This window comes from Streptoalloteichus tenebrarius, assembly GCF_024171885.1.
In the GTDB taxonomy this organism is placed as follows: Bacteria; Actinomycetota; Actinomycetes; order Mycobacteriales; family Pseudonocardiaceae; genus Streptoalloteichus; species Streptoalloteichus tenebrarius.
In genome coordinates this window covers 40,050-65,338 of sequence record NZ_JAMTCP010000034.1, presented here as the reverse complement: position 1 = coordinate 65,338, position 25,289 = coordinate 40,050, and the positions used below count along the sequence as shown (strand labels likewise).

The 25,289-nt window shown below is 73.2% G+C and carries 20 protein-coding genes, 1 pseudogene and 2 CRISPR repeat arrays; of the genes and pseudogenes, 9 read left to right on the top strand and 12 right to left on the bottom strand.

Annotation, left to right across the window (positions count from 1 at the left end; translation table 11 throughout):
- Positions 1–250 precede the first annotated feature (250 nt).
- On the top strand, positions 251–703 hold the full coding sequence (locus LX15_RS33640) for a transposase (RefSeq protein ID WP_372502785.1): 453 nt from the start codon (positions 251–253) through the stop codon (positions 701–703).
- A 176-nt stretch (positions 704–879) separates the two neighbouring features.
- Here the strand turns inward: LX15_RS33640 and LX15_RS23685 are convergent, their stop codons facing one another.
- Entirely contained in the window at positions 880–2,607 is a 1,728-nt protein-coding gene (locus tag LX15_RS23685; RefSeq protein ID WP_253671849.1) for a long-chain-fatty-acid--CoA ligase, read from the bottom strand.
- 569 nt (positions 2,608–3,176) lie between these two features.
- Between LX15_RS23685 and LX15_RS23680 the strand changes: the two genes are divergently transcribed.
- Positions 3,177–4,784, top strand: coding sequence for a PHA/PHB synthase family protein (locus LX15_RS23680; protein WP_253671848.1), 1,608 nt, complete (start codon positions 3,177–3,179; stop codon positions 4,782–4,784).
- Between the two features lie 19 nt (positions 4,785–4,803).
- Positions 4,804–5,922, top strand: a complete 1,119-nt coding sequence (locus tag LX15_RS23675; RefSeq protein ID WP_253671847.1) for a Leu/Phe/Val dehydrogenase — start codon at positions 4,804–4,806, stop codon at positions 5,920–5,922.
- An 84-nt stretch (positions 5,923–6,006) separates the two neighbouring features.
- Here the strand turns inward: LX15_RS23675 and LX15_RS23670 are convergent, their stop codons facing one another.
- The 3 genes from LX15_RS23670 to LX15_RS23660 all read right to left on the bottom strand — a co-directional run bounded on the left by LX15_RS23670 (position 6,007) and on the right by LX15_RS23660 (position 9,369).
- A complete protein-coding gene (locus LX15_RS23670) occupies positions 6,007–6,663 on the bottom strand; it encodes a maleylpyruvate isomerase N-terminal domain-containing protein (protein ID WP_253671846.1) in 657 nt (218 codons plus the stop codon).
- A 334-nt stretch (positions 6,664–6,997) separates the two neighbouring features.
- On the bottom strand, positions 6,998–8,236 hold the full coding sequence (locus LX15_RS23665; protein WP_253671845.1) for a multidrug effflux MFS transporter: 1,239 nt from the start codon (positions 8,234–8,236) through the stop codon (positions 6,998–7,000).
- A 119-nt stretch (positions 8,237–8,355) separates the two neighbouring features.
- Positions 8,356–9,369, bottom strand: a complete 1,014-nt coding sequence (locus tag LX15_RS23660) for a helix-turn-helix transcriptional regulator (RefSeq protein ID WP_253671844.1) — start codon at positions 9,367–9,369, stop codon at positions 8,356–8,358.
- A gap of 80 nt (positions 9,370–9,449) precedes the next feature.
- Between LX15_RS23660 and LX15_RS33635 the strand changes: the two are divergent.
- A pseudogene (locus LX15_RS33635) lies at positions 9,450–9,698 on the top strand (DegT/DnrJ/EryC1/StrS family aminotransferase); the annotation flags it as partial.
- Positions 9,699–9,800: 102 nt separating this feature from the next.
- A CRISPR array of direct repeats spans positions 9,801–10,195; the repeat unit is 29 nt; unit sequence GGAGCCATCCCCGCGTGTGCGGGGCCGAC.
- A gap of 94 nt (positions 10,196–10,289) precedes the next feature.
- Positions 10,290–10,991: a CRISPR direct-repeat array (repeat unit 29 nt; unit sequence GGAGCCATCCCCGCGTGTGCGGGGCCGAC).
- 1,569 nt (positions 10,992–12,560) lie between these two features.
- Here the strand turns inward: LX15_RS33635 and LX15_RS23650 are convergent.
- From LX15_RS23650 to LX15_RS23640, 3 genes are all read right to left on the bottom strand, one after another.
- A complete protein-coding gene (locus LX15_RS23650; protein WP_253671842.1) occupies positions 12,561–13,133 on the bottom strand; it encodes a TetR/AcrR family transcriptional regulator in 573 nt (190 codons plus the stop codon).
- Between the two features lie 185 nt (positions 13,134–13,318).
- The gene (locus LX15_RS23645) at positions 13,319–14,710 is read right to left on the bottom strand and encodes an amidase (RefSeq protein ID WP_253671841.1); all 1,392 of its coding nucleotides are present in this window, start codon (positions 14,708–14,710) and stop codon (positions 13,319–13,321) included.
- Positions 14,697–14,906 carry a hypothetical protein gene (locus LX15_RS23640; protein ID WP_253671840.1) on the bottom strand — a complete coding sequence of 70 codons (210 nt, stop codon included), beginning with the start codon at positions 14,904–14,906 and terminating at the stop codon, positions 14,697–14,699. The genes LX15_RS23645 and LX15_RS23640 overlap by 14 nt, the downstream gene beginning before the upstream one ends.
- A gap of 128 nt (positions 14,907–15,034) precedes the next feature.
- On the opposite strand from LX15_RS23640, the gene LX15_RS23635 reads away from it, so the two are divergent.
- Entirely contained in the window at positions 15,035–16,291 is a 1,257-nt protein-coding gene (locus LX15_RS23635; RefSeq protein ID WP_253671839.1) for an MFS transporter, read from the top strand.
- Between the two features lie 80 nt (positions 16,292–16,371).
- A complete protein-coding gene (locus tag LX15_RS23630; RefSeq protein ID WP_253671838.1) occupies positions 16,372–17,271 on the top strand; it encodes an MBL fold metallo-hydrolase in 900 nt (299 codons plus the stop codon).
- A 70-nt stretch (positions 17,272–17,341) separates the two neighbouring features.
- Here the strand turns inward: LX15_RS23630 and LX15_RS23625 are convergent, their stop codons facing one another.
- Positions 17,342–17,803 (bottom strand): MarR family winged helix-turn-helix transcriptional regulator, encoded by a 462-nt coding sequence (locus tag LX15_RS23625; protein WP_253671837.1) that lies wholly within the window; start codon positions 17,801–17,803, stop codon positions 17,342–17,344.
- 80 nt (positions 17,804–17,883) lie between these two features.
- Here LX15_RS23625 and LX15_RS23620 point away from each other — a divergent pair, with 80 nt between their 5' ends.
- A complete protein-coding gene (locus tag LX15_RS23620; RefSeq protein WP_253671836.1) occupies positions 17,884–18,255 on the top strand; it encodes a VOC family protein in 372 nt (123 codons plus the stop codon).
- Here LX15_RS23620 and LX15_RS23615 read toward each other — a convergent pair.
- The 3 genes from LX15_RS23615 to LX15_RS23605 form a co-directional block, all read right to left on the bottom strand.
- The gene (locus tag LX15_RS23615; RefSeq protein WP_253671835.1) at positions 18,206–18,940 is read right to left on the bottom strand and encodes a response regulator; all 735 of its coding nucleotides are present in this window, start codon (positions 18,938–18,940) and stop codon (positions 18,206–18,208) included. The two genes, LX15_RS23620 and LX15_RS23615, sit on opposite strands and share 50 nt — an antisense overlap.
- Positions 18,937–20,037: a sensor histidine kinase gene (locus LX15_RS23610; RefSeq protein ID WP_253671834.1), complete on the bottom strand. Its 1,101-nt coding sequence runs from the start codon at positions 20,035–20,037 to the stop codon at positions 18,937–18,939. Before LX15_RS23610 ends, LX15_RS23615 begins: the two co-directional genes overlap by 4 nt.
- A 306-nt stretch (positions 20,038–20,343) precedes the next feature.
- Positions 20,344–21,843, bottom strand: a complete 1,500-nt coding sequence (locus LX15_RS23605; protein WP_253671833.1) for an FAD-dependent monooxygenase — start codon at positions 21,841–21,843, stop codon at positions 20,344–20,346.
- Positions 21,844–21,929: 86 nt separating this feature from the next.
- Between LX15_RS23605 and LX15_RS23600 the strand changes: the two genes are divergently transcribed.
- Positions 21,930–22,559 (top strand): TetR/AcrR family transcriptional regulator C-terminal domain-containing protein, encoded by a 630-nt coding sequence (locus LX15_RS23600; protein ID WP_253671832.1) that lies wholly within the window; start codon positions 21,930–21,932, stop codon positions 22,557–22,559.
- 174 nt (positions 22,560–22,733) lie between these two features.
- On the top strand, positions 22,734–23,387 hold the full coding sequence (locus LX15_RS23595) for a response regulator (protein ID WP_253671831.1): 654 nt from the start codon (positions 22,734–22,736) through the stop codon (positions 23,385–23,387).
- A gap of 64 nt (positions 23,388–23,451) precedes the next feature.
- Here the strand turns inward: LX15_RS23595 and LX15_RS23590 are convergent, their stop codons facing one another.
- Entirely contained in the window at positions 23,452–25,173 is a 1,722-nt protein-coding gene (locus tag LX15_RS23590; protein WP_253671830.1) for a GAF domain-containing sensor histidine kinase, read from the bottom strand.
- Positions 25,174–25,289: the final 116 nt, after the last annotated feature.

The following is a 25,289-nucleotide window of genomic DNA, read 5'->3' as shown; positions in this document are numbered from 1 at the left end:
CTCGACGTCGTTGTCTCATGTGGTGGCGGATGGTGAAACCCCACGTTGACGTGCCGCTGGTCCTGCCGGGCGGCGCGATCCTGGTAGGGAGCGTGGGAACAGGGAACGCGCTTTCTCAGGACGCCGAAGTGCGTGGTCTGACAGGAGGGGGTGGGACAGTTTCCCGCGCACTGTCGGAGGTTTCGTCGGCGCCACGTGAGACGGGGCGGCGGGTTGCCAGGAAATCGCGCCGTGCCAAGCATGTCCTGGCATGGGAGGGAACCTGTCACGCCGTCTGGTCCCTGATCCTCTCTGGCGCCTGGTCGCGCCGCTGATCCCCGGGCACGCGCCGCGACCGCAGGGCGGCGGCAGCGCGCCGCTCGACGGCCGCGACGTGTTCACGGCCGTCGTGTTCGTGCTGACCAGTGACTGCGCCTGGCGTCGCCTGCCGTCCTCCTTCGCCGTCTCGCCGGCGACGGCGCACCGCCGCTTCGCCGCCTGGACGAAGGCGGGCCTGTGGGGTCGGCTGCGGCAGGTCCTGTCGCACGCCGCGCCCGAGCTGGGCGAGGACTGGGAGTGGGCGGTGGCGGTCGTCGACGCGGCGTTGTCCCGGGTGGGGTGTGGACCTGTCATCGGTGACAGCGGGAGGTCCGGGGGCGACGCTGTCGACGGGGATGACGCGGATGACGCTGTTGACGTGGACGACGCTGTGGATGGGGAATGAGGTCACGGGGCTTCGGCCTCGGACGCGGCGCCGGCCGGCCACCCGCGCGGTGACCGGCCCCCGCCGCCTCCTCCCGGGTCACGCCCGCCTCTTCCTGGGTCACGCCCGCCTCTTCCTGGGTCACGCCCGCGTTCTCGTCGCCACGCCACAACGCCGCGGCGCGCGTTCGTCGACCGTCACATCCCGATGAGCCCGATCTGCCGGGGGACGCCCCCGCTGCTGGCCCGTCTGCTGAGGTGGACGACGTCGAGGTGCCCCCGCGCGTACTCGTCCTGAACCCGCCGCTTGTCGTACTTGCCCACCGAGTTCTTCGGCACCGAGCCCATGATCGTCCACCGCTCCGGCACCATCCACGAGTCGACCCGCCGGGCCAGGAAGTCACGCAGCTCCTCGGGGCCGACACCGCTGTCCGCCCGCACCGACACGGCGGCCAGGGGGCGTTCGCCCCAGCGGTCGTCGGGCACCGCGACCACGGCCGCCTCGGTCACCGCCGGGTGCTCCGCCAGCGCGTTCTCCAACTCCACGCTGGAGATGAACTCGCCGCCGGACTTGATGACGTCCTTGGCGCGGTCGGTGAGGGTCAGGTAGCCGTCCGGCGAGATCCGGCCGATGTCGCCGGTGCGCAGCCAGCCGTCGGCGGTGAAGTTCTCCGCCGGCCGCTTCTGGAGGGAGTGCTGGCCGCCGTGGTAGGAGCTGGTCACGCAGGGCCCGCGCACCTGGAGCTCGCCGGTGGCCACGCCGTCGTTGGGCAGGACCGAGCCGTCGGCGTCCACGATCCGGAACCGGGCCGACACCGGGAACTGGCCCTGGCTGAGCCGGTAGGCCCACTCCTGGTCGGGGTCCACGCCCCGGGGAGGCACCGCCATGGTCAGCAGCGACGAGGTCTCGGTCATCCCCCACGCGTGCAGCAGCTCGATCGAGTGCCGGTCCCGGTAGGCGGCCATCAGGGCGGGCGGGCAGGCGGAACCGCCCACCAACCCCCGGCGGACGCTGGACGTGTCGTGGGGACGGGCGTCCAGCTCCTCCAGCAGCGTGGTCCAGACGGTGGGCACGGCCGCCGCGATGGTCGGCCGACCCACCTCGATCATCCGGGCCAGCGAGGCGGGCTTCGTGTGCCGGTCGGCCAGCAGCAGGTCCGCGCCGCCGCACAACGCCGCGTACGGCATGGTCCACGCGTTGACGTGGAACATGGGGGCGATGGGGAGGAGGACGTCGCGTTGGGTGAGGTCGAAGCGGTTCGGCGCGACGACCTGGAGGCACTGGAGGTAGATCGACCGGTGGCTGTAGACGACGCCCTTGGGGTTCCCCGTGGTGCCGGACGTGTAGAAGATCGACGCGGCGGTGCGCTCGTCCAGCTCCTCCTCCCACGGGTAGTCGGCCGGTTGGTCCGCGATCAGCTCCTCGTAGTCGTGCACCTGGCCGGGGAAGGCCGCCAGCGGGGCGCGGTCGCCGTCGCCGGCGATGACGAGGTGCCGGACGCTGTCCGGCAGGTGGGGCACCAGCGGGGCGAAGGTGTCGATCAGCCTGGCGTCCACGACGATCACCTCGTCGCCGGCGTCGCGCGCGGTGTAGGCGTTCTGGTGGGTGGACATCCGCAGGTTGTGGGCGTGCAGGACGGCTCCCATCGCGGGAACCGCCAGGTACAGCTCCAGATGGCGGGTGTTGTTCCACATGAACGTGCCGACCACGCCCTGCGCGCTGCCCGGGCGCGTCGCGGGCCGCACGCCCAGTCGGTCGCGCAGCGCGCGGGCCAGCCGGGCCGCGCGCTCGCCCACCTCCGCGTACGTCCTGCGGTCGAAGTGCTCACCGTTCCACGTGCCCACGGTGGAGGCGCCCTGGACCGTGGAGCCGTAGCACAGGATGCGGGAGATCGTGAGCGGGATGTCCGGCATGGTGCTGTACATGGCGATCCTCCGGGTCGGTGTCACTGCCGGGTGGGGGATCGTCGGGCGCCCGTGTGTCGATCCGTGGTGACGAACGGTACGGGCGGACGCGGTCTGTGTCGCCGTGCCCGTTGGTCTCGTGTGGCCGCCGCGCGTTCCGCTTCCTCGGCCTGCTCGCGTCGCCACGGCCCCCGAACCGGCCGGGCATCCCAGCGGGCCTGGGGCTCCGACGGTCCTGTGGCCACGCTTTCCACGCCATATCCCGGGTTCCACGTCAGTCCACATGAGACGGCTCCCGGTCGTCGCGCGAGGTGTCACCGAGGGAGCGCGGGAGTTCCGGCGTGCCACCGTCGCGCCTCCTTCGCGTCCCCGCTCGCCGGTGCGGCAGGAGCGAACTCCGAACGCGCCTGCCGGCGCCTCGCGCCCGCGTCTACGTTCCTGCCTCAGAACGTGAACACCACCGGCTGATCCCCGTCCGCCACCGCCGTCCTTCCCCAGCGCCGTGCGCCTGCGCGGTGGGCGGGTCGACCAGGTCCGGGCCACGACCGCGACGGCTGACCGAACGGTCGGCCGGGCAAGGAGTTGTGACGGTGAGCCCGCACGCCAGCCAAGCCCACGCCGACGACCACGACCCCGGTCCCGCACCGGAGAGCTGGTGGGCGAAGGTGGTGTGGCAGTCCCTCCAGGCGTGCTGTGCGCTGCTCCCCGAAGCCGACCTGGGGGGACCTGACCCCGCGGACCGCCGCTTCGCCGACCCCGCCTGGCACTCCGCTCCGGGCTACCGGCTCCTGCTCCAGGGCTACCTGGCGTGGCGTCACCTGGTCCTGGCCGGCGCCGACACCGCCGCCCTGCCACCGCGCCGCCGCGAGCAGGCGCGGTTCGTCGCCCAGGTCCTCACCGAGGCCCTGGCTCCGCCGAACGTCCTCCCCGGCAACCCGACCGCCCTGCGGCGGGCCGCCGCCAGTCGAGGGACGAGCCTGGTGCGCGGGGCCATGAACTTCCTGGACGACCTGACGCGCCGCGCGGGCCGCCCGGCCAAGATGCCGCCCGGCTCCTTCCGCGTGGGCGAGGACCTCGCGACCACCCCCGGCCGGGTCGTGTACCGCGACGACCTCATGGAGGTGCTCCAGTACGAGCCGCGCACCGAGGAGGTGTACCGGGTTCCCCTGCTGCTCGTCCCCGCGTGGGTGAACAAGTTCTACGTCTACGACCTCGCGCCGGGGCGCAGCCTCGTCGAGTGGGCGGTGCGCTCGGGCTTCACCGTGTTCGCCGTCAGCCAACGCGACCCCGAACCCCACCAGACCGACCTGGGCCTGGACGAGTACTTCGCGCGGGTGCCGCTGCGCGCCCTGGACGTCGTCCAGGAGATCACCGGGTCGCCCCGGACCCACCTGGTGGGCGTGTGCGCCGGCGGCATGCTCGTCGCGTCCCTGGCCGCCTGGCTCACCGGCGGCGACCGGGCGCGGGTGGCGTCGCTGACGCTGCTGGTGTCCGCCCTCGACTACGCGCCGTCGGAGGACGAGAGCCCGTGGCAGGACGTGGAGATCAAGCTCCTGACCCGCCTGCTGTCCAACCGGGACGGCCTGGTCGACGGTAAGCGGATCGGCCTGCTGTTCGACCTGCTCCGGTCCAGGGACACCGTGTGGCAGCCCCTGGTCTCCGGCTGGTTGCTGGGGGAGAGGCCCGCGCCCTTCGACATCGGGGCGTGGAGCGAGGACGGCATCGACGTGCCGCGCGTCCTGTTCGAGCAGACCCTGCGCATCGCGGCGGGCAACTCCCTCGCCCTCGGCCGGCTGCGGATCCAGGAACGGACCATCGACCTGTCCAGCGTCACCCAGGACACCTTCGTGGTGGCCGCCGCCCGCGACCACATCGTCCCCTGGGAGGCCGTCTACCGCAGCGCCCGTCTGCTCGGCGGGAACACCGCGTTCCACCTGGTCCCCTCGGGGCACGTCGGCAGCATCATCAGCCCACCGCGCCCGAAGGCGGCCTATCGCACCGCCCCAGGGGGACTCCCCGCCGACCCGCGGCAGTGGCTGGCCCGCTCCGCGCCGCGGGGAGAGTCCTGGTGGACGGCATGGACGCGTTGGCTCGCACCTCGTTCGGGTCCGCGGATTCCCCGTCGAGGGATGGGCAGCGCCGACCACCCCGCGACCGACCCGGCTCCCGGTTCCTACGTCCGGTCCCGTGAGACGTGAAGACAAGGAGATGTGCAGCATGGGTTCGTTCAGCGTCATGACCCCGCTCGCCGTGACCCGTTCGGACTCCTACGAGCACGAGCAGGTCGTGCTGTGCCAGGACCCGTCCTCGGGTCTGCGGGCCGTCATCGCCATCCACTCCACCGCCCTGGGGCCCGCGGTGGGGGGAGTCCGCTTCCACCCGTACGCCACCGACGAGGAGGCCGTCGCGGACGTGCTGAACCTGTCGCGCGGCATGTCGTACAAGAACGCGCTGGCCGGACTCGACTTCGGTGGTGGCAAGGCGGTCATCGTCGGAGACCCCGCACGGCTCAGGTCCGAGAAGCTGCTGCTGGCCTACGGCCGGTTCGTGGCCTCCCTCGGCGGCCGCTACGTGACCGGGTGCGACGTGGGAACCGACGTGGCGGACATGGATGTGATCACCCGGGTGTGCCGGTGGGTCGTGTGCGGCTCGCCGAACAGGGGCGGCACGGGCGACCCGTCGGGTCCCACGGCCCTCGGTGTGCTCCAGGGCATGCGGGCGGCGGCCCAGCACCGCTGGGGCAGCTCGTCGCTGCGGGGCCGGACGGTCGGCGTCGCGGGTGTGGGCAAGGTCGGCTACCTGCTGGTGGGACACCTTGTCGAGGAAGGCGCGAGAGTCATCGTCACCGACGTGCGGGAGGAGGCGGTGCGCCGCGTCGTGGACAGGTTCCCCGGCGTCCTCGTCGTGGACGACACCGAGACCCTGGTGCGGACTCGGGGCATGGACGTCTATTCCCCGTGCGCCCTCGGTGGTGCGCTGGACGACGCGGTCGTTCCGGTGCTCACCGCCGAAGTGGTCTGCGGCGCCGCCAACAACCAGTTGGCCCACCCGGGAATCGGGCGACAGCTCGTCGACCGCGGAATCCTCTACGCTCCCGACTACGTGGTCAACGCCGGTGGCGTGATCCACTCCGTGGCGGGCCTGTCGGGGTGCGCGCTCCCCGAGAGCGTCGCGCGAGTGGAGCGGATCTTCGACACGACCCTGGCGGTGCTGGAGCGCGCCGAGGCGGAGGGAGTCCCGCCGGGCGTCGCCGCCGACCGGATCGCCGAGCAGCGCCTCACCGCCGCCGCGCGATCACGGGCGTGGCACGGCCCTGGGCGGCCGGCAGGATCGTGACCCGCCGCCGCCCGAGGGCCGTCGGTCAGACCGTCAGCCGGGCCGGCCTGGCCGGCCAGGCCGGCCCGGCCAGCGGTCAGACGGTCAGCCGAGGACGAGCGGGAGTTTCCCCGCCAGCTCGCCCAGTTCGGCCTTCTCCGCGTCGGTCGGGGCACGGCGGCCGGTGCCGACCAGCAGCGCGTCCTCGTCCGAGAAGGAGGCGGGGAAGGCGGCCCCGGCGATCTTCTCCAGCATCTCGCGGGTCCGGGCGAGGCCCTCGGCCGGCGGCCCGGCCGCGCCAGGGAGGTGGGCGATCAGGTCGAGGTGGTGCAGCGTCCATTCCAGGACGTACGCGGAGAGGTAGTCGCCGACGGTGAGGACCTGGCCCTGCGTGCTGACCCGCAGATCCGGGTCGGCGAGGGCGGCCGCGCGGCCCGCGGCGGAGCCGACGTCGTCGAGGTGGAACTTCAGCAGCCACGGCTCCCCGTACGCGGCGGCCAGCCGGACGATCAGCGCGTCGAGCGGGTCGTCGCCGGTCGGCGGGGTGTCGGCGACCTTCCAGTAGGTGATCGCGTCCCGGGTCGGTTCGGCCTCGGTGGGGGTCGCGAGGGTGATCAGGACGTCCTGCGCGTCGATGACCAGGTGGCACACGAGGTCCCGCACGAGCCAGCCGGCGCACCCGGACGGCTGGGCGAGGTCCTCGTCCGCGAGGTCGGCGACCGCGGCGCGCAACGCCGCCCAGGTGCGTGAGAAGAGATCCACGGCCGCAAGCTAGCAATGCCTGCCGGGCGCGGCGACCGCATTTGCTCGTCCCGTGAGTTCTCCGGTTCGCGTCGACGACGCCCGACCCGGGCGCGGGCCGGTGAAACCGACACTCTGTGTCTCATGTGGACGGTGGCCCCGGTGGGGATCGACCGGGGCCACCGGAAGCACGTGCTGGGGCGCACGGAGTGCGGTTCACCGTGGAGGTCGGCACTCCTCCCTGGAAGAAGGGCTCCTCCCTGGAAGAAGATGGAAATGGCGAGCTTCTCGGCAGGATCGTGCTCACTGCCTCGGGAAGCTGGATCACGGTGCTACCGCGGTTGTTTCGCGGGCTTCAGCGCTGCTGGTCCGCTGGCTCACCGTGGCCCTGCCACGGTCGGGCGAGGGCGACCAGCGCCGCCGCGGAGAGGAGGGTGCAGCCCAGCACCACGACGGCCGTCGACATGGCGGTGGTGGTGCCCAGAATCCCGGGGAGGGGCGCGGCTGCCGCGCCGAGCACGAACTGGGTTCCCCCGAGCATCCCCGAAGCGGCTCCGGGGGCGTCGTCGCCGATCGCGAGGATGATGGCGATCGACGCCGGCAGCAACAGCCCGAAGCCGAACGTCAGCCCGAACAGGCAGGCCCACGTGGTGGGGAACGTGCTGACGCCGACGGCGAGGAGGGCGACCAGCGTGGCCAGGGAGACCGCCGTGATGATCACGCCGATGGTGAGCAGGGAGTTCAGTCGGACGCGCCCGGTCAGCCGACCGAACAGCACGCCGGCCGCCACCGTGCCGACGGCGTTCGTGGCGAAGACCAGGCTATACGCGGTGGGCGACAGGCCGTGGACGGTCTGGAAGACGAAGGGCGAGCCGCTGATGTAGGCGAACAGCGCGCCGATGCCGCAACCCATAACGAGCAGGTAGCCGACCAGTTCGCGACGCCGGAGCAGGCCGCCCATCGCGGCGAGCGCGGCCGGAAGGCCGCCGGGCCGGCGGCGCTCGGCGGGGAGCGACTCGGGAACCCACGCCCAGACCGCGGCGAACAACACCAGCCCCGTCACGGCCAGCGCCACGAACACCAGACGCCACGAGCCGAGGCCGAGAACGAGGCCTCCCAGCACGGGCGCCAGCACCGGCGCGGTCGACCCGATCACGCTGAGCGTCGCGAGTTGGCGGGCCGCGTGGGCCCCGGTGAACTGGTCGCTGACCACGGCCCGCCCGATGACGATGCCGGCGCCGCCGGCGACCCCCTGGAGCAGCCGGGCGACGTCGAACACGGCGATGGACGGGGCGAGCGCGCAGACCAGGGAGAACACGGTGAACAGGGCGGAACCGGCCAGGAGCAGGCCCCGCCGCCCCCTCGCGTCGCTGACCGGGCCGAGCACGATCTGGCCGACCGCGAGCCCGATGAGGCAGGCCGTCAGGGAGAGCTGGACGGCCGTTCCCGAGGACCCGAACGAGGTGGCGATCTGCGGGAAGCCCGGCGCGTACATGTCGATGGCGAACGGCGACACCGCCGAGAGCCCGCCGAGGACCATGATGAGCCGCCCCGACCCGGTCCGAGGGGGCGCGGCGGCGACGCGGAGGTTCATCGGTCTCCATCCGAGGGTGTCTGCTGTGGACGGACGCCCATCGTCGCCAGCCAGGCCGCTCGGCGGTGTGGAGCGACGGACCCGAGGATGTGGAGCGCGGTGCTCCCCGCGACGGGTGGTCAGGAGCGGGCCCGCCGGAACCGGGCGGGGGTGATGCCCCGGTCGCGCCGGAAGGCGTAGACGAAGTTGCTGGCCGAGGAGTAGCCGACCTCGTGCCCGATCCGGTCGACCGTCCAGTCCGTCTCGACGAGCAACCTCGCGGCCTGGTCGAGACAGCGGCGCCGGTGGTGCTCCATCACCGACGTCCCGTACAGCGCGCGGAACCCGGTGGTGAGGCGGCGGACCGACATCGACGACGCGCGGGCCAGCTCGGCCAGTGTCGGCGGCGCGTGGCGTCGCTGCCAGAGCAGGTCGGGGACGCGGCGCAACGCCGCCACCTCGTGGTCCGCCAGGGCGGGGTCGCCGGCCTCCTCCGACGGCGGGGCGACCGTGAGCCCGTCGACCAGCGCGGCCAGCGCCGCCACGAACCGCGACTCCAGGAACAGCAGTCGCCCCGGGGACGCCCGCCGGTGCGCGAAGATCTCCTCCAGCGGTCCGGCCACCGGGCGCAGCGCGTCGGAGCGGCCCAGGTACCGCTCGCGCGCGACGTTCTCCGGCCCGGTGGCGGGCAGGGCGTCCGCGCCGAGGCCCCGGAGGTAGGACTCCAGCCCGGCCCAGGTCCCGGTGATCGACACCGCGCGGTACCGCTCGCCGTCGCCGTGGGTGACGACGCCTTCGGTGGCGCATCGGGGGCTCAGCGCCACCGACCCCGGACGCAGGTCGCCGTCACCGGCGTCGGCCTCGCTGACGCGCATGCGCCCGTCGACGCAGTGCTCCAGCTCGAAGTGGTCGCCGGGGAAGGCGTACGCGACCTGGTGCCCGCCGGAGAACGCGACGTCGTAGCGCACGATGTGGAACCCGCTCCGCAGCGGCGTCACCTCGATCGTGCCGTCGCCGACCTCGGGGCGGAGCCGGTGCCGGACGGTGCCGTCGCCGCTCTCGTCGGTCTCGGCGATCATTCCGTAGTACGCGGCGGACGTCGCGTCCAGCTCGGCGGAGCCGGCGGCGCCGACGATCTGGTGAACCCGGGTCACAGGTTCGCAGGTTAACTTCCCTCGACGCCCGACATGGTCATGACGACGGCGTCGACGGTGGGCGGGACGGCGGATGCGCCCTGCTCACCGCGCTGTGTGGACGCTGTCGGAAACGATCACCCGATGGACCGCGACGAGACAGCAACCTCGATCCCCACCTCGTCGGCAAGGCCCTCAAGCCCGACACCTGGGGTTTCGTCGTAACCCACCTGTGGGGAGTGCCCGCACCCATCCAGGAGCTTCGCGAGGTGGCCGACAACCACGGGGAGATCCTCCTCACCGAGGACCGTTCCCACGCCCACGGCGCTACCCTTCACGGCCTCAAGATCGGCGGTTTCGGCGACATCGCGGCGTTCAGCATGAACGGCCCAAAGCCCCTGTCAGCGGCGAAGGCGCGTTCATCCTCACCGAGGACAGCGACCTACGAACAGCGAGCCATCCCCGCGTGTGCGGGGCCGACTGTCCACGTGGCAGACCGCCCGCACCACCCGTGGAGCCATCCCCGCGTGTGCGGGGCCGACCCTGCTGAAGGCTATGCAGGGAATCACGATCCGGAGCCATCCCCGCGTGTGCGGGGCCGACCTCGATCAGCGCCCGAGCCTCCGCAGCGAAGGGGAGCCATCCCCGCGTGTGCGGGGCCGACGTCCCCGCCGGTGCTGGCCGGTGCCCGGACGAGGAGCCATCCCCGCGTGTGCGGGGCCGACCATCATCAATCCTTTTCCGAATAGCCGAGTCGCGAGCCATCCCCGCGTGGGCGGGGCCGACCCCGCCGTGACGACCGCGGTTGCCGGGTGTGGGGAGCCATCCCCGCGTGGGCGGGGCCGACCCCGCCGTGACGACCGCGGTTGCCGGGTGTGGGGAGCCATCCCCGCGCGTAGGCGGGGCCGACAAGAAGGCCCCGAAGCTGACCATCTACCTCGGGGAGCCATCCCCGCGGGTGCGGGGCCGACTCGATGGGACGGATCGCAGACGCCGCCGACGCTGAGCCATCCCCGCGTGTGCGGGGCCGACTCGATGGGACGGATCGCAGACGCCGCCGACGCTGAGCCATCCCCGCGTGTGCGGGGCCGACTCGATGGGACGGATCGCAGACGCCGCCGACGCTGAGCCATCCCCGCGTGTGCGGGGCCGACAACCACATGACGGACAACCTCACCCCCGAAGGCGAGCCATCCCCGCGTGGGCGGGGCCGACCCGGACCTGGCGCAGGGCGGGCCGAAAACCCTGGAGCCATCCCCGCGTGTGCGGGGCCGACGTCCCGCAGCCCTTCCAGCGGCCACCGCTCGGGGAGCCATCCCCGCGTGGGCGGGGCCGACTCGGCGTCCAACTCGTGGACCCTCCGGCGCGGGGAGCCATCCCCGCGTGTGCGGGGCCGACGCCAGCGACGCTGGGTGCTCCTGCCCTGTCCCAGAGCCATCCCCGCGTGTGCGGGGCCGACGGGCGCCTGCACGCTGAGGGTCACCGACAGGTAGAGCCATCCCCGCGTGTGCGGGGCCGACGTTGCCTACGCCTGTCAGGCGTACAACCAGGCCAGAGCCATCCCCGCGTAGGCGGGGCCGACCCCTGGGGTTGGTGCGTCACCAAGGCCCCACACGAGCCATCCCCGCGTAGGCGGGGCCGACACTTGCTGACCTGGGGCTTCATCGCGCTGGGGCGCGGGTTTTGACCATTTGCTGTCGCGATCTGTAGGGCGGGCGGGACGGTTCGTCGCTGGCCGCCGTGACGGAGCCATCCCCGTGTGGGCGGGGCCGACTCGTAAGCCGGCGGCACGCCGGCGGAATCCACGGAGCCATCCCCGCGTGTGCGGGGCCGACCGACGGGCCAGGAACCGGTCTTCGACTCCGTACGAGCCATCCCCGCGGGTGCGGGGCCGACATGGTCGAGTACGGGCGCCTCGCCCACGAGCGGGAGCCATCCCCGCGGGTGCGGGGCCGACGTGGCCATGGTGGTCGCGACGGCGGCCGAGCTGGAGCCATCCCCGCGTGTGCGGGGCCGACCTGGTCCTGATCGGCTCGATGGTGGTCTCCCAGGAGCCATCCCCGCGTGGGCGGGGCCGACGTCGGTGAGGACGGCCGCGTGCGCGGCCTGGTGGAGCCATCCCCGCGGGTGCGGAGCCGACAACCACATGACGGACAACCTCACCCCCGAAGGCGAGCCATCCCCGCGTGTGCGGGGCCGACGCAGCGTCTCAGTCATGGGACACACCCTTTCCCGAGCCATCCCCGCGTGGGCGGGGCCGACGTCCCGCAGCCCTTCCAGCGGCCACCGCTCGGGGAGCCATCCCCGCGTGGGCGGGGCCGACGGAGGTGAGAGGCCCCGGACCTCGGTGGGCTAGGAGCCATCCCCGCGTGGGCGGGGCCGACGTCGGTGAGGACGGCCGCGTGCGCGGCCTGGTGAAGCCATCCCCGCGGGTGCGGAGCCGACCGCCCATGATGGCCCAGAGGTCGAGTGGTGGGGGAGCCATCCCCGCGTGGGCGGGGCCGACTCGCGGCAACCCCCAGCACCGCGCCCTATCTGCGAGCCATCCCCGCGGGTGCGGGGCCGACGGCATCTGGGCGTCCGAGGGCGAGCACACGAGGGAGCCATCCCCGCAGGTGCGGGGCCGACGTCGCGCGGGTGCCGACGTCGGAAAGGAAATGCGAGCCATCCCCGCAGGTGCGGGGCCGACCTGACCTGATGGACGCCCGCACCTACCCGGAGAGAGCCATCCCCGCAGGTGCGGGGCCGACATCGCGCATCCGCCAGTAGACCCGATGGGAGTAGAGCCATCCCCGCAGGTGCGGGGCCGACCGCTGGGCCTCGGCGCGGACGGCGTAAACCTGGGAGCCATCCCCGCAGGTGCGGGGCCGACCCCGGGGTGGGAACACGGGGCCTCACAGGGGAGGAGCCATCCCCGCAGGTGCGGGGCCGACGATGACGAGCGCATGACCAGCCCGACCCGCACGGAGCCATCCCCGCGTGGGCGGGGCCGACACTTGCTGACCTGGGGCTTCATCGTGCTGGGGCGCGGGTTCTGACCATTTGCTGTCGCGATCTGTAGGGCGGGCGGGACGGTTCGTCGCTCCATGATCGCGCACTTGTCGCGCGGCTCGATCACACCCTCTTGTTTCAGGTACTGCCGGGCGTTGATCCACGGCCAGTACGGCGAACGACGCAAGGCCGAGATTCCCCGCGACCACCGCGTCACGTGATCACTGGCCGCCGCCTGAGGAGTTGAGGAGTTCGGTCACGAGCCGGCGGGCGTACGCGGCGTCGAGGCCGGACGGGCGGAAGAGGATGCGGTACATCAGGGGTGCGACGACGCCGTCCATGACCGTCTCGACGTCGGGAGCGCCCTCGCCGCGGTCGAGCGCGCGGGCGAGGATGACCTGGACCTGGTCGGCCGCGTAGGCCGAGCACTGGCCGGCGTTGCCGCCGTCCGGGTCGCCGAGCAGGGCGTCGCGGACGTAGGCGCGCCCCGAGGGGGAGGCCATCTCGTCGAGGAACTGCTCGGCCCACGCCGTCAGGTCGGAGGCGAGGTCTCCGTGGTCCTCCGGCGGTGTCTCGGGGCGCAGGCGCTCGACCGCCACGTCCGACAGCAGTTCCTGGAGGTCGCCCCAGCGGCGGTAGATCGTCGACGGGGTGACGCCCGCCCGCTGGGCGACCATCGGCACCGTGAGGGCGTCCCGGCCCACCTCGGCTTCGAGTTCGCGGACGGCGGCGTGCACCGACGCCTGCACCCGGGCGCTGCGCCCCCCGGGGCGCACCATCTTGTGGCGACTCACGAAACCCACCCTAAAGCAAAGTTGTTGCGTCTAGAGTGACGCGCGCCCCACGAGCAGCCGAGATCAGCGCTGGTGGCGCGCGGCGCGTCGCCGCGTTGTCCTCCTGGCCAGGCGCGGTGGGAGGAGCGCGCGGGCCGGCCGCGTGGGCCTGGCCGGAACCTCCGGCCAGGCCCACGCGGACGCGCTCAGACCACGGGCGCGAGCGCCCGGGCCGGCTCCGTCAGCTCGTACGCGTGACCGACCCGCAGGATCGTGGCCTCCCCGAAGGGGCGCCCGAGCAACTGCATGCCGATCGGCAGTCCCGCGGAGTCGTGGCCGACCGGCACGGAGAGCGAGGGCACGCCGGTGATGTTGGCCGGGGCCGAGAGGCGCACGTACAGGTCGGCGACGCCCTCGACCGTGCCGTCGGGCCAGGTGACGGTCTCCTGGTCGGCCGGCACGGCGGTGGCCGGAACGGTCGGGGCGGCGATCACGTCGACCTCGTCCAGCATCCGCGCCCACTCCTGCCGCATCAGGGTCCTGGCGCGCTGGGCGCGCAGGTAGTCCCCGGCGGGCACCAGTTCGGCGGCCTCCAGGAGGATGCGGACGTCCGCCTGGTACCGGTCGGGAATCGTCCGCAGGGTTCGCTCGTGGTAGGCGCTGGCCTCGGGGGCCATCAGAGCCCACTGCGTCGCCTGGACGTAGCGCGTCATGGGGATCTCGACCTCGACGAGGCGCGCGCCGAGATCCGCCAACCGGTCGATGGCGCGCCGGACCGCGGCCTCCACCTCCGGGTCGACGTGCTCGAAGTAGTAGTTGCGTGGCACGCCGACGCGCAGCCCGGCCAGCTCGGTGTCCCGGCCGGGTCGGTAGTCCCCGACGGGGGCGGGCAGGGACGCGGGGTCGCGGGGGTCGTGTCCGGCCAGGACGGACAGGACCAGGGCCGCGTCCTCGACGGTGCGGGTGATCGGCCCAACGTGGTCCAGCGACCAGGACAGCGACGTGACGCCGTGGCGGGGCACGAGGCCGTAGGTCGGCTTGAGGCCGACGACCCCGTTGAGCGCGGCGGGCACCCGGATCGACCCGCCGCTGTCGGTGCCCAGGGCGAAGGTCGCGGCGCCCGAGGCCACGGCGACCGCCGACCCGCCGCTGGAGCCGCCGGCGACCCGCCCGCGGTCCCAGGCGTTGCTGGTCTGCGGGGTGGTCAATCCGTAGGCGAACTCGTGCGTGTGCGTCTTGCCGACCAGGACCGCGCCGGCCGCCCGCAGGCGCGCGGCGACCGCGCTGTCGGCCTCGGCGCGGTGGTCGGCGCGGACCAGGGAGCTGGCGGTGGTGGCGACGCCGGCCACGTCGATCAGGTCCTTCAGGCCCATGGGGACGCCGTGCAGCGGGCCGTGGGGGTGGCCGGTCGCGATCGCGTCCTCGGCCTCGCGGGCCGCCCGTCGGGCCTGGTCGGCGGTAACGGTGACGTAGGCGTCGAGGTGCGGTTCCACCTGTTCGATGCGGTCGAGGACCGAGTCCACCAGGTCGACGGGGGACAGCTCCCGCGCCTGGATCGCGTCGGCGGCCGCGGCGAGGGACAGCTCAAACGGTCGCATCGTGCTTCTCCTCTCCCACGCGGTAGGCGGCCGCGGGCGGGGTGTCCCCGAAGTCCAGTTCGCGCAGGACCGCGATGACGGAATGGATGTGGTTGGCCACGGCCGCGACGTCGGTGTGGCGGTCGGCGGGTAGGGGGAGTCCGGCGCGGTCGGCCCAGCGGGCCGCCTCCGGAGGGGTGAGTGCGGTGGTGGACATGGCGTTGTCTCCCGGTCGGGGCTGGAGCGACGAACCCTCGCGCTCCAAAAGCTAACGGTTTGCTTTAACCGACCGTACGCGCCTACGCTGGCTTAAAGCAAACCCGTTGCGTTTAGTGGGGAGTCCCCATGATCCGCGTCGCGTCCGACGCACCAGCATCCGGCCCACCCGCGCCCGCGCCCTGCCGCCTCAGAGCCGCCCCTGTCCGCGCGACCGGCCACCCGGCTTCCTTCGTCCTGACCGCGTCGATCCTGGTGGCCCTCCTGGCGGCGTCCGGCGCCCCGACCCCGCTGTACCCGCTCTACCAGGACCACATGGGCCTTTCCGCGCTCGACGTCACCGTGGTCTTCAGCGCCTACTCCCTGGCACTGCTGCTGGCCCTGCTCACCACCGGGGCGCTCTCCGACCACCTCGGGCGACGTCCCGTCCTGGTGGGAGCCCTGGTCGTGGAGGCGGCCGCCATGCTCCTGCTGGCCTCGGCGGACGGCGGCGGCCCCCTGATCGCCGCCCGGGTCCTCCAGGGGATGGCCACCGGCGTGGCGACCAGTGCCGCCGGCGCGGCCCTGCTCGATCGGGAGGACCCCCGGCGCCCGGGTCGCTCGGCCCTGACCAACAGCATCGCGCCGGTCGCCGGCATGGCGGCGGGCGTCCTCGCCGCCACCCTCCTCGTGCGGTTCGCCCCCGCCCCGGCCGTCACGGTCTTCGTGCTGCTGGCGGTGGTGTTCGTCGCCCAGGCGATCGCGATCTCGTTCACGACCGAGACAGCCCACCGGCGCCCCGGCGCGCTGCGGTCACTGCGTCCTCGGCTCAGCGTCCCGCCGACGACGCGCCGCGCCCTGTCAGTGGTCGGGACCGGGGTGGTCGCGATCTGGGCGCTGAGCGGTTTCTACTCCTCGCTCGGCCCGGCACTCGTGCGCCTGGTGGCCCCGCACGCCCCGCAGGCGGCCGGCGGCATGATCTTCTTCGTCCTCAGTGCCACCGCCACGCTCGCTGTGTGGATGCTGCGGCGCACCGCACCCCGCGCCATGGTGATCGGCGGATGCCTGTCCGTCCTGCCCGCCGCGATCCTGATGCTGGTGGGTCTGCACGGCGGCGGACTGCCCACCCTTTACTGCGGTGCGGCCCTGGCCGGCGTCGCCTTCGGGGCCGTTTCCCAAGGGGCGCTGCGGATGATCCTCCCCTCGCGCGACGAGCAGGGCGGCGCCGCGACCGTGGCCTCCTACTACGTCCTCAGCTACCTCTCCATGAGCCTGCCCGCGATCGCCGCGGGTGCGGCCACCCAGCACTACGGGCTCGGCACGACCTCCCACGCCTGTGCCGTCGCCGCAGCCCTTCTCTCCGTGGCGGCCCTGGCCGTGCTCGCCGCGACACGGCGCGGCCGGTGATCCCACGCAGGACCATCCCTCCCAGGACCACCCCTCCGAACAACACCGAAAACACTGGAAAGCAAAGGAAACGACCGGTCATGAACGCTTCCCTCACTGCCCCGATCCCGTCCTGGACCGTCGGCGACATCACCGTCCACCGCGTCGACGAGGTTCTCCTGCCGCCCGCGACCGGGCCGTGGCTGCTGCCCGACGCCACGCCCGAGGTGGTGAACGGCCAGGACTGGCTGCGGCCCCACTTCGCCGATCACGAGGGCGTCCTGCGCATCGACAGCCACAGCTTCGCGTTCGTCGTCGGCGGTCTGCGCGTGCTCGTCGACACCGGCATCGGCAACGGCAAGGAGCGGGCCAACCCGGCGTGGCACGACCTGCGGACCGACTTCCTGGAGCGCCTCACCGCCGCCGGGTTTCCCCCGGACTCCATGGACCTGGTGATCCTCACCCACCTGCACGCCGACCACGTCGGGTGGAACACGCGGGAGGTGGAGGGCGAGTGGGTCCCCACCTTCCCCCACGCCCGCCACCTCACCTCCCGCGCCGAGCGGGAGTTCTGGGCCACCTACGACATGGAGGAGGCGCGCGCGCAGATGTTCCGCGACTCCGTGATCCCCGTCGAGGAGGCGGGTCTGCTGGACCTGGTCGACGTCCCGGCCGAGGGCGTCGAGATCACGCCGGGCCTGCGCCTGCTGCCCACGCCCGGCCACACCCCCGGTCACGTCGCGGTCGAGCTGACCAGCCAGGACGCGAGGGCCGTGATCACGGGCGACTGCGTCCACCACCCGGTCCAGCTCGCCCACCCCGCCATCGGGGCCTGCGTCGACATCGACCCGCGACAGTCCGAGGCCTCGCGTCGCGCGCTGCTCGATTCCCTCGCCGACACGGACACCCTCGTCCTGGGCACGCACTTCGCGCCGCCCACCGCCGGCCGCGTGATCAGGCAGGGGGGCGCCTACCGGCTCCTGCCCGTCCCCGGCGCGTGACCGCGCTGGCCGGGCCTCCGCCGTGCCCGGCCGGCGGGTCGGGTGATCACCGTTCCCCGCGAGGCGCGGGTCATTCCTCCAGAGCGTCGGCCATGCGGTCGAGGTCCTCAAGGAGGGCGCGCAGGCGCCGCGCGGGAATGTCCCGGATCATGCGGGCTTCGAGGGCGTAGACGCGGGACTGGACGGCGCGCAGGCGACGGAGCCCCTCGTCGGTGAGGTGGATGGGACGGGCCCGGCCGTGCTCCACGGCGTCGGGGCGGGTGACCAGGCCCGCGTCCTGGAGCCCGCGCAGCACGACGTTCACCGACTGTCGGGTGACGAAGATGGCGCGGGCGAGTTCGGCGTTGCTCAGGCCCGGTCGCAGGGCGAGGACTTCGAGGCAGGCGTACTGCGGCACGGTCAGGTCGTGGTCGCGCAGCGCCCTGTCCATGGCGCCGCGCAGGGCGGCGTGCGCGCGCTTGAGCCGGTAGCCCACGTGGCTGGTCACGTCGCTGGCGGTGTGCGGCGTCTCGCCCGTCTCCGGGTTCTTCATGTCAGGAGTTTGACATACCGGCCCGGTTCGCCCTAGCGTCGCCTATGTCAACTTCCTGACATCAATCCGAGGAGGACCCCATGACTGTCGCCGTCGACGGCCCCGACTTCGTGGCGTTGCAGGTCCACGACGTCGAGGCGGCCGCCGCCTTCTGCGAGCGGCACCTCGGCCTGCGCCGCAACCCCGTCTCACCTCCCGGCGCGGTCGTGTTCGACACCAGGCCGACCCCGTTCGCGGTGCGGGAACCGCTGCCGGGGACCGACCTCGACGCCGGCCGCCCAGGGCTGGGCGTCGCCCTGTGGTTCGCGACCCCCGACGCGCACGCGCTGCACGACCAGCTCGCCAGGGGAGGGGTCGAGGTCACCCCGGTCAACGACAGCCCGTTCGGCCCGGTGTTCTCCCTCACCGGCCCCGAGGGCTACGTCCTGACCGTCCACGGCGCACGTTCGTGACCGTGGTGTCGCCGGGGCCTGACTCCCGGTGCTCGCCCGAGCCCGAGAGGAAACCCGGTGTGGTGAGGCCGGCGTCCCTGGCGAGCAGTGCCGCCTGCGTGCGGTCGCGGACGCCGAGCCGGCCGAGCAGGCGGGAGACGTAGGTCTTCACGGTGGCCGGCGTGAGGTCCAGTTCGGCCGCGATCTCGGTGTTGCTGTGGCCGCGACCGAGCAGGCCGAGCAATCGGATGTCCGATGTGGACAGATCCCTGAGTCGCGGGTCGCCGCACGGGAGGGTGGGGGCGACGGTGCTCAGCAGCGTGCGGGTGACCGTCGGCGACAGCCAGGCCTGCCCGGCGGCGACCGCGCGGATCGCGCTCACGACCTGGTCCGGCGGCGCGTCCTTGACCAGGAAACCGCTCGCGCCGCCGCGCAACGCCGCGTGGACGTAGTCGTCGCGCTCGAAGGTGGTGAGGACCAGGACCCGGGTCTGGTCCACCACCGACGCGATCACCTCGATGCCGTGGAGCCGGGGCATCTCCAGGTCGAGCAGGAGCACGTCGGGCCTGGTGCGGCGGACCTGCTCCAGCGCCTCGACGCCGTGGGCGGCCTCGGCCACGACGTCGAGGTCGTCCTCGGCGGCGACCAGCATGCGCAGCCCCATGCGGACGATCGGCGCGTCGTCGCAGATCACCACGCGGATCATCGCGCCTCCACGGGGAGTGACGCGCGCACCGCCCAGCCGCCGCCCTCCCGGGGGCCGGCCGAGAGGTCGCCACCGAGAAGCCGGGCGCGTTCCCGCATCCCGGTCAGCCCGTGGCCGAGACGGCACGGGGCGACCGGGGGTCCGTCGTTGCTGACCTCGACGGTGACGCCGTCGGTGGTGTCGACGCTCAACCGGGCCGCCTGGCCGGGCGCGTGCCGGAGGCAGTTGGTGAGCGCCTCCTGCACGATGCGGTAGGTGGTGTGGTCCACGGACTCCGGCAGCGGTCGTGCGACGGTGACGGCCAGTCCGGTCCTGCGGAACCGGTCGAGGAGCGCGGCGAGGTCGTGGGGGCTGGAGCCGTCGGAGCGGAGGCTGGCCAGAAGCTGCCTGACCTCCTCCATGGCGTTCCGCCCGGTGTGCTCGATCTCGGCCAGGGCGCCCTCGGCGTCGGCCGGGCGACGGGCGGCGGCGCGGCGGGCTCCGCCGGCCAGGACGACGATGCCGCTGAGCGTGTGCGTCAGGACGTCGTGCAGTTCCCGCGCGATCCGGACTCGTTCCTCGGCGGCGCCGCGCTGGGCGGCCTCGGCGAGATAGGCCAGGTGGGCGTGGCGGTAGCCGGCGGCGGCCAACGCCGTTCCGAGGTAGGCGGCGGCGAGCACGACCGGGGCGAGGAACGTGGACTCGCCGTGGGGGGCGTTCACGGCGAACAGGCACCCGAGGACCGCGATCCCGACGAACACGGTGCACAGGCCCATCGCGAGCGCCGCGCGGCGCTCCAGACGGGCGCAGACGTTGTAGATCGCGACCCAGCACACGGCGAGCAGGCACAGCGCGCCCGGCAACCGGGCGAGCATCCAGACCGCGCAGGCCGGCACGAGGACCCAGTAGACCAGCCGGGGGAAGCGCCGCCGCCAGACCAGGACCACGCACCCGAGCACCGCCGTCGTGTGGGACACGACGAGGTTGGCGGGTGCGTCGATCAGGATGCCGTTCCTGGCCCACGGCCAGTGCAGGGCGACCAGGGACGCGGCGAGCCCGCCCGCGAGTAATCGATCCCTTGTGGCGAGGGAGAAACCGCGTGTTTCCCAGTTCCGCATGCCGCGGAGCATAACGGTGTCACCAAGGGTTGGTCCCTGGATCGACCCAGGTCAACCAGCATGTCAGACCGCGGGCCGACGCGTTCGGTTGTCAGTCGTTGAGCACCGCACGACCAGAGGGCAGGAAAGTGTCCATAGTGGAGGGAATGTGTGGTCGTGGCCGTTGCGGCCCGGCGGGTGGGCGCCCACCCGCCGTCGACCCGGTTCACCACGTTCACCACTCAGTGGCGGATCAACCCGGGAGAGCGGTTTCCGTCACTGGGGGCCACGCCCATCATCTGTGTCCTCTGTGGACGATCCCTGTGCTCAGGCGTCGCGGTGGGTGGTGGCGAGCACCCGGTTCGCGGCCGAGGCCAGCGCGGCGTCGTCCGGGGTGGTTCCGACCCACGCGACGTGGCCGTCGGGTCGGACCAGGGCCGCGCGGACCCCGGACCACGTGCTCGGCGTCTCGGCGAGCGACCGGGAGCGCACGACGAGCCCCGGCCTCGCCAGGTCGCCGAGCGGGCTGACCGCCGCGCCGGTCAGGTCCAGCAGGACGTAGCTGTCCGCGCGCAGCAGGGCGAACAGGGAGGACTCGCCGGCCTCGGCGTCCGCGTCGGCGAAGACCAGGTCCGGAGCGCGCGTGCCCGTCAGGGGGTGGGCCGACGGGTCCTGGGGCGGGTAGCTGACCGCGAGCCCGGTCAGGCGCTCGGCCAGCATCCGGTTGAACGAGGGCTGGGTGGCGATCGCCCGGCTGATCAACGCGCGCAGGTCGGTCCCCTCGGGGGAGAAGCCGGTCATCAGGGCGACCTGGGCCCGGCTTCCCTCGGCCAGGTCGGCGCCGACCGGGTGCCGCTCGGCGTGGTAGGTGTCCAGCAGGCCGTCGGGGGCCCAGCCGCGCAGGGTGGCGGCGAGCTTCCAGCCGAGGTTGTGGGCGTCCTGGATGCCGACGTTCATGCCCACGCCTCCCGCGGGGAAGTGCTGGTGCGCGGCGTCACCGGCGAGCAGGACACGGCCGAGGCGGTAGTGCTCGGCCAGGCGGGTGGCGTTGCCGAACCGGGAGAGCCACACCGGGTCGCGCATGCCGAAGTCCTGACCGGTGATGGCGACGGTCTTGGCCCGGAGTTCGTCGAGGGTGAGGTCGCCGGGCCAGTCGGTGCGCAGGTCCTCCGGGGTGATGCCGACCAGCCGGTGCAGGCCGCCGGGCAGCGCCGCGATCATCAGCACGCCGGCGGACGTGAAGGCGGTGAAGCCGGGCGGCGGCGGGCTGTCCAGCGTGACGTCGCCGAGCCAGCCCAGGACGGTGGACGGGGTGCCGGGGAAGTCGATGCCCGCCGCCGCGCGCACCGTGCTGCGGGTGCCGTCGCAGCCGACCACGTAGTCGGCCGTGAGGTCGTACGGCCCCTCGGGGCCCTCCACCCGCACGGTCACCGCCGTCGCGCTCTCGGTGAGGCCGGTGACGCGGTGACCGCGCCGGAGCCGGACGCCGGCCGCGAGCGCGTGGGCCTCGATCAGCTCCTCCGTGCGCGCCTGGGGGAGCGCCAGCGTGTAGGGGAACGGGGAGTCCAGCCCGCTGAAGTCCAGCCGGTCGTCGAGCGTGCCGAAGTGGCCGCCGGGGAAGGGCGTGCCCTCGGCGAGGAAGGGCCGGTGCGCGTCGCGCGAGGCCAGGATCTCCAGGGTGCGGGGGTGGACGGTGAGCGCCTTGGACCGCGCGTCGCGCTCGGTGCGCTCCTCGATCACGGTGACGGACGCTCCGCCGAGCCGAAGCTCGGCCGCCAGCCACAGTCCCACGGGACCGCCGCCGGCGATGACGACCTGCTGTTCCACGTCTCCTCCTCGAACGGGGGTGGCCACGACGACCACTCGGTCTTGGTCAGTGACCAAGTCGAACCGGGGTGCAGTAAACTAGGTCAGTGACCAAGAAGCAAGGGGGTGGGGGCCGCGCCACGCGGCTCGACCTGGACGCCGTCGTGCGCGCCGCCGTCGAACTCCTCGACGACGAGGGCCTGGACGCCGTGTCCACCCGCGCCGTCGCCGACCGGCTCGGCGTGCGGATGAACACGGTCCTGTGGCACGTGAAGACCAAGGCCCGGCTGCTGGAGCTGATGGCCGACGCCGTCGTCGGCGAGATCCCCTTCGACGACCTGCCGGACGCCTGGGACGAGCGGGCCCGCGAACTCGCCCGACGCCACCGCCGCGCCCTGCTCGCGCACCGCGACGGCGCGGCCCTGGTCACCGGCACCTACACCGCCGAGCCGCACACCCTGCGCTTCGCCGACGCGCTCGTCGCCGCCCTGCTCGACGGCGGCATGGACGAGCGCGAGGCGGCGTGGACCTCCTGGGCCGTCACCTACTTCACGCTCGGGCTGACCCAGGAGGAGCAGGCCGCGCCCGGGTCCCTCGACGACCGGCTCACCCGTGCCGTGTCCGAGGACAGCCACCCCGCGCTGCGCCGGGTGCTCCCGCACCTCGACGCCGCGTCCTTCGACGAGCGCTTCGAGCACGGCCTGTCGGCGCTCCTCAGCCGTGGCCGCGCCGGATGACGAGCCCGGCGGCGTGCGGGGCGCGCCGGCGCGTCGTCGGGCCGGGCGCTCCGCTCGCGCCGCGGGTCACGGGCGGAGGGCCACGGTGAGCCGAGTTCACCCGGAACAGGGACCTTCGACTCGGGCCGTGCGCCGGGCCGGCGCGTAGGTTCGGGAGGGAAAGGCGGTGCGGGGATGAGTGTCCGGGTGTTCCTCGTGGACGACCACGAGATCGTGCGGCGGGGGATCGCCGATCTGCTGGAGTCCGATCCGGAGCTGACCGTGGTGGGCGAGGCGGCGTCGGTGGCGGAGGCGCTCGCCAGGGTGCCGGCCAGCCAGCCGGACGTGGCCGTGCTCGACGTGCGGCTGCCCGACGGCAACGGCGTGGAGCTGTGCCGGGAGCTGCGGTCCCGCATGCCCGAGCTGCGGTGTCTCATGCTGACGTCGTTCGCCGACGACGAGGCGCTGCTGGACGCGATCATGGCGGGTGCCTCGGGGTTCGTGCTCAAGCAGGTGTTGGGCGGGGACCTGGTGACCGCCATCCGCACCGTCGGGGCTGGACAGTCCCTTTTGGACACCCGGACGACCTCCGCGCTGCTGGCGCGGCTGCGCCGCGACCAGGAACGGGCCGACCCCCTCCGGGAGCTGACCGACCAGGAGCGCACCGTGCTGGAGTTGATCGGGGAGGGCCTGACCAACCGGCAGATCGCGGAGCGGATGTTCCTGGCCGAGAAGACCGTGAAGAACTACGTCTCCCACCTGCTGGCGAAGCTGGGGATGCAGCGGCGGACGCAGGCCGCCGTGCTGGCCACGGAGCTGCGGAGGGAGAACCGGGAACGGCCCCGCTGACCCACCGTGGCTGACCACCCGTGGCGGTGTCACCCACTCGACGGTGAGTGTCCCCGAGGGAGTGTCACCGGCCTGAGGTGAGCGGGGCGCGCCAGCGCAGCGTGGTGCCCCCGCCGGGTTCGGCCCTGACGACGAACGACCCGCCGGCCTCCGTGGCGCGGTCCTCAAGGTTCCGCAGGCCGCTGCGGGCCGTTTCCGGGTCGATGCCCACACCGTCGTCGGCGACCTCCACCACGAGGTCGTTGGCCACGTCCACCGTCACCGTGACCTGGCTCCCCCCGGAGTGCCGCACGGCGTTGCTGACCGCCTCCCGCAGCACGGCCACGGCGTGGTCGGCCAGCTCGGCCTCGACCAGGGTGTCGATCGGGCCGGACAGGCGCACGGTCGACGACAGCGCCGAGTTCGCGGTCGCGTCCGCGACCACGTCCAGCAGCTTCCGGCGCAGTCCCGACGCGGTGTCCTCGTCGGGGGCGTGCAGGTCGAAGATCGAGGTGCGGATCTCCCGCACGGTCTGGTCGAGCTGCTCGACCGCCGCGTGGATGCGTCGGCGGAGTTCGGTGTCGTCGGTGCGGTGCATCGTGCTCTGGAGGCCCAGTCCGGTGGCGAACAACCGCTGGATGACGTGGTCGTGCAGGTCGCGGGCGATGCGTTCGCGGTCGGCCAGGACGTCGAGCTGGCGCTGCGCCTGGCTCGTGGTGGCCAGCTCCAGCGCGATGGCGGCCTGGTCGGCGAAGGAGGTCAGCAGCGGCAGCTTGTGCGGCAGGAACTGCTCGCCGTCCTTGCCGCGCAGGGCGAGGATGACCCCGGTGGTGCGATCCCCGGCGCGCAGCGGGATCGCGATGAGCGGCCCGACCTCCGGCAGCACGCGGCGGATCTCCCCGACCCCCTCGTCACCGCGCCCGGCGACCAGCACGGGCGTGCCCTCGCGCAGCGCCTGGCCCACCACCGGTTCGTCGACGGTCAGGCGCAGGTCCTGGGCCGGGGTGGCCTGCCCGGCGGCGGCGCCCACGACGAGGTCGGCCTCGCCGGGCGGGTCGCGGAGCACGATCAGCGCGCCGTCGGCTCCGGACAGCTCCATCGCGCGCTGGGCGATGAGCAGGAGCGCGTCGGCCGGCTCCGCGCCGGACAGCAGCTCGGTGGTGATCTCCCCGGCCGCCTCCAACCAGCGTTGCCGGAGTTTGGACTGCTCGAACAGGCGGGCGTTGTCCACGGCGATGCCCGCCGCGGCGGCCAGGGCCTGGATGACGACCTCGTCGTCGGCGGTGAAGGTGCCCCCGCCCTGCTTCTCGGTCAGGTAGAGGTTGCCGAACACCTCGTCCCGCACGCGCACCGGGACGCCGAGGAAGGTGCGCATGGGGGGATGGTTCGGGGGGAAGCCGACCGAGGCGGGGTGGGCGCTGAGGTCGGTCAGGCGCAGTGGCCGGGGGTCGCGGATGAGTTCGCCGAGCAGGCCCCTGCCCTCGGGGAGGTGCCCCATCCGCGCTCGTGTCTCCGGGTCGATGCCGACGTGGACGAACCGGGAGAGGGTGGATTCGGCCCCCAGGACACCGAGGGCGGCGTAGCGGGCGTCGGCGAGGTCGGCGGCGGCGGTGGCGATGCGCAGCAGGGTGGCGTTGAGGTCGAGGCCGGTGGCCACGGCGAGCATCGCGTCCAGCAGGCCCTGGAGGCGGTCGCGGGTGCGCACGATCTCGGCGAGCCGGTCCTGCACCTCGCCGAGCAGCTCGTCCAGTCGCAACCCGGACAGCGAGACGCCCACGACGGGACGATCCGGGTTCTCCTCGGCCATGCGCGCCTCTCCCTCTGGCTGCCGGTCAGCCGAGTACCTCCAGGCTGTCACCGCTCGTGGATGGGCGCAACGCCCGGGGAGACAGGGGGCGGCGTGCCCGTCGGGTACGGGACCTT

Bases quoted from the DNA above. Each gene is read 5' to 3' on its own strand.
- LX15_RS33640 (WP_372502785.1), top strand. From the start codon at position 251: ATGGGAGGGAACCTGTCACGCCGTCTGGTCCCTGATCCTCTCTGGCGC.
- LX15_RS23685 (WP_253671849.1), bottom strand. From the start codon at position 2,607: ATGTACAGCACCATGCCGGACATCCCGCTCACGATCTCCCGCATCCTG.
- LX15_RS23675 (WP_253671847.1), top strand. From the start codon at position 4,804: ATGGGTTCGTTCAGCGTCATGACCCCGCTCGCCGTGACCCGTTCGGAC.
- LX15_RS23665 (WP_253671845.1), bottom strand. From the start codon at position 8,236: ATGAACCTCCGCGTCGCCGCCGCGCCCCCTCGGACCGGGTCGGGGCGG.
- LX15_RS23645 (WP_253671841.1), bottom strand. From the start codon at position 14,710: ATGCGACCGTTTGAGCTGTCCCTCGCCGCGGCCGCCGACGCGATCCAG.
- LX15_RS23640 (WP_253671840.1), bottom strand. From the start codon at position 14,906: ATGTCCACCACCGCACTCACCCCTCCGGAGGCGGCCCGCTGGGCCGAC.
- LX15_RS23635 (WP_253671839.1), top strand. From the start codon at position 15,035: ATGATCCGCGTCGCGTCCGACGCACCAGCATCCGGCCCACCCGCGCCC.
- LX15_RS23630 (WP_253671838.1), top strand. From the start codon at position 16,372: ATGAACGCTTCCCTCACTGCCCCGATCCCGTCCTGGACCGTCGGCGAC.
- LX15_RS23625 (WP_253671837.1), bottom strand. From the start codon at position 17,803: ATGAAGAACCCGGAGACGGGCGAGACGCCGCACACCGCCAGCGACGTG.
- LX15_RS23620 (WP_253671836.1), top strand. From the start codon at position 17,884: ATGACTGTCGCCGTCGACGGCCCCGACTTCGTGGCGTTGCAGGTCCAC.
- LX15_RS23615 (WP_253671835.1), bottom strand. From the start codon at position 18,940: ATGATCCGCGTGGTGATCTGCGACGACGCGCCGATCGTCCGCATGGGG.
- LX15_RS23610 (WP_253671834.1), bottom strand. From the start codon at position 20,037: ATGCGGAACTGGGAAACACGCGGTTTCTCCCTCGCCACAAGGGATCGA.
- LX15_RS23595 (WP_253671831.1), top strand. From the start codon at position 22,734: ATGAGTGTCCGGGTGTTCCTCGTGGACGACCACGAGATCGTGCGGCGG.
- LX15_RS23590 (WP_253671830.1), bottom strand. From the start codon at position 25,173: ATGGCCGAGGAGAACCCGGATCGTCCCGTCGTGGGCGTCTCGCTGTCC.